The following is a 2,815-nucleotide window of genomic DNA, read 5'->3' as shown; positions in this document are numbered from 1 at the left end:
CCCCTTCTCCTTCAGGAAGAAGGTCGGGATGAGGGCGCGCGTGTGCACCGACGGCGTAGACACGCCGGTTCCCTGCGCCTACAATGACTTTCGATGCGACGCCAACCATGAGAGCTCCGGTACCATGCCCATCGTCCAACCGCGATTGATCGTCGAGCTCTACGAAGGTTGGGGATTTAGCGGTAAACGCGCCGTCATCGTCGATTCGGTGCCCGACGTCACCCCGCTGGGCATGTACGACCGCGTCTTCTCGCTGCGAGTCTTCAAGGGACCCGCCTACCGCGCCAGCCCCGACCACAAGGTCGTTCTCTACGACCAGGTGGGCTACAAAGGGAACCGACTGCCGCTCGCGCCGGGGTTCTACCCAAACATCCAGGACGTGGTTCGGCGGTTCGAGACGGTGCGTTCCATCAAGTTCGAGTCGGTGCTGGACACCAGCGGACCCGAGTGGGGCGGCATCCCGGTCGTCATCGAGCTCTTCAGCCGCCCCTCGTTCGACGGGCGCAAGACGACCGTCATCCGCGACGTTCCCTCCATCACGGCGTTGGGTCAGGAGAACGTCATCTCGTCGATCCGCATCTCGAAGGGACCCAACTTCCCGCGCAAGGGTTGCCGCGTCGTCTTCTATTCGCAGGAGGATTTCGACGGGCTGAGCCTGCCCGTCATCATGCATCCGGCAGACCTGACCAAGTCCTTCGAAGACCTGCGATTGCTGCCGAGCTCCTTCAACAACCTCATCTCCTCCGTCAAGATCGAGGGTTGGTCGTCGTCCACGGACTTCGATACGGTCGTGTTCCAGGACGAATTCAGCCGAGAGTCGCTGGAGCCCGGCTGGCGCTGGGTCGATCCGGGAGGCGGCGGCGACTGGCGGGCGCGTCAAGGCTACCTGCAGTTGAACGCCCAGCCGGGGCAAGACCTGTGGCACGGTGGGAACTTCGACGCCCCAAGGCTGATCCGCGACGTGTCCGGTGACTTCGCCATCGAGGCGCGCCTTCGCATCGGAGCCGATCTGAAGGAGCACGGCGGGCTCCTGCTCTGGAAGAACGAGCAGCGGTTTCTCCGACTGGAGAAAACATCGGGAGCCCACGCTTTTCGCGGCGATGTCCGGTTCGAGCGGCATCAGTGGCAGTTCTCCACGCTCATCGGCAGAGGCATTGACCTGACCCGTCCAAAAACGCTCCATCTGCGCATGGAGCGCAACGGCGACGCGATCTCGGGCCATGCCAGCGAGGACGGCATCACCTGGCAGCATGTCGGCGCGACGGTGATGGGCATGGCGGACCCGGTGAGCGTCGGAGTCCACGGGCTCGCTCCCGGCGCGATCCCGGCGACGACGACGGTGTTCGACTATTTCCGCATCTCCCGCCGCAAGCGAGACGTCGACCGTGAAATGCGCGACCGGACGATGGATGGTCGCGCCCGCGAAGCGCTGGCGATCCGCCGGTCGATCAGCCAGCTACAGCGCTAGACCCGCCGAAGGAATTCCGTGCCGAAGCTCATCGCTCCGACTGGACATCGGGATTCCTCCGTCAACTGGCGGTTCGGCGCGTACTACTTCGTGTCCTTCGCCGCCGTCGCTCTCCACGGCATCTACGGAACCCTCTACCTACGCCGAAGAGGTCTGTCGAACGTCGAGCTGGGCGTCCTGTCGACGATCCCGGCCTGGCTGGGAACCGTCACGCCGCTGCTCTGGGGTCTGCTGAGCGACGCGCTACGCAGCCGCAAACCGGCGATGTTCGCCATGCATCTGGCGACGGCGTTCATCTACCCGCTCTTCTGGTTCTGGAACGGGCAGTCGTTCCTGCAGCTCTGCCTGCTGATGGTGGCGTTCACCGTATTCTTCGCCCCAGCCATCCCGTTGGCGGACGCCTGGACGATGGAGCACCTCGGCAGGCACGGCGGCGACTACGGGCGGCTCCGCAGTTGGGGATCGGTGGGGTTCGTCCTGCCGGTGCTGGCATCGACCTTCGTGCTGCGAAAAGCGCAAGTGTCGGACGCTTCGGCGTTGCTGCCGGTGTTCATCGGGTTCAGCGCGTTCCGGTTGTTGTCGTCGGGTTGGGCGCTGACGCTGCCGGACAGCGCGCCGACCGAATCACGCCCCAAGATGGAGTGGCGGCATCTGGTCGGCTATCTGCGTCCGTTCGCGCTGGTGTTCTTCTTTCCGGCGTTCGTTGGGCGGTTCGTGTTCGGTCCCTACTACACGTTTTTCAGCATCTACCTCGACGAGATCGGCGTCAGCGATAGCCTGAAAGGCATTTAGTACTACAAACGCGGTTATGTCGGCTTCATCCGTCGTTTGTAATGTGACCGTTGCGCTTGTTTCTGATGCCATCGTCGCCATCGCGACCCCGCGAGCGTGTGTTCGGACGAGGGCAACCGTCGCCAGAGCAGACGACACAAGAGTCGCCGGACTTCGGGAACCGTCAAGGGAATCGGGTCGCCGGAGCCGAAAGCGTCGCCCCCTTTTCCCGTGCTTGGAGAACCGCTAAGACGGCGTGAGCCAAAAGCGAAAGCGTGATATGCCGATGCCAGGCGCCCCACTTGCGCACCTCATACTCGTCCAGTCCACACTCCCCCTTCGCGGCTTCCAGGCAGGACTCGATCCGCCATCGCGACCCCGCGACGCGCACCAGGGTTTCCAGTGTGGTTCCCTCGCGCGGAGCGAACACGACGTAGTACGCCACCTCCTTGGGGTCTTCCACCTCCTTGGGGTCTTCCACCTCGCGCCGCACCAAGAGCCAGTGACCCCATTCTTGTTCCTCCGGGGTCAACTGCAGCCGCCAAAGCGGCGTCCATGCCCAATCATCGAAACGAG

4 protein-coding genes are annotated in these 2,815 nt (G+C 63.7%); 2 read left to right on the top strand and 2 right to left on the bottom strand.

Annotated elements, in window-relative coordinates; translation table 11 throughout:
* Positions 1-28 precede the first annotated feature (28 nt).
* Together FJZ36_18890 and FJZ36_18885 are read left to right on the top strand one after the other, a co-directional pair.
* Complete coding sequence (locus FJZ36_18890) at positions 29-1,468, top strand: DUF1349 domain-containing protein (GenBank protein ID MBM3216966.1); 1,440 nt, start codon at positions 29-31, stop codon at positions 1,466-1,468.
* 18 nt (positions 1,469-1,486) lie between these two features.
* Entirely contained in the window at positions 1,487-2,260 is a 774-nt protein-coding gene (locus tag FJZ36_18885; GenBank protein MBM3216965.1) for an MFS transporter, read from the top strand.
* A gap of 14 nt (positions 2,261-2,274) precedes the next feature.
* Here the strand turns inward: FJZ36_18885 and FJZ36_18880 are convergent, their stop codons facing one another.
* Both FJZ36_18880 and FJZ36_18875 read right to left on the bottom strand, forming a co-directional pair.
* Positions 2,275-2,541 (bottom strand): hypothetical protein, encoded by a 267-nt coding sequence (locus tag FJZ36_18880; GenBank protein ID MBM3216964.1) that lies wholly within the window; start codon positions 2,539-2,541, stop codon positions 2,275-2,277.
* Positions 2,424-2,815 (bottom strand): transposase (locus tag FJZ36_18875; protein ID MBM3216963.1); only part of this gene is annotated, 392 nt, incomplete at its 5' end. The genes FJZ36_18875 and FJZ36_18880, both read right to left, overlap by 118 nt.

It is taken from the genome of Candidatus Poribacteria bacterium (assembly GCA_016866785.1).
Classification (GTDB): Bacteria; Poribacteria; WGA-4E.
The sequence above is the reverse complement of the archived record's forward strand: the minus strand, read 5'-3'. Positions and strand labels throughout refer to the sequence as shown.

Bases quoted from the DNA above. Each gene is read 5' to 3' on its own strand.
- FJZ36_18890 (MBM3216966.1), top strand. From the start codon at position 29: ATGAGGGCGCGCGTGTGCACCGACGGCGTAGACACGCCGGTTCCCTGC.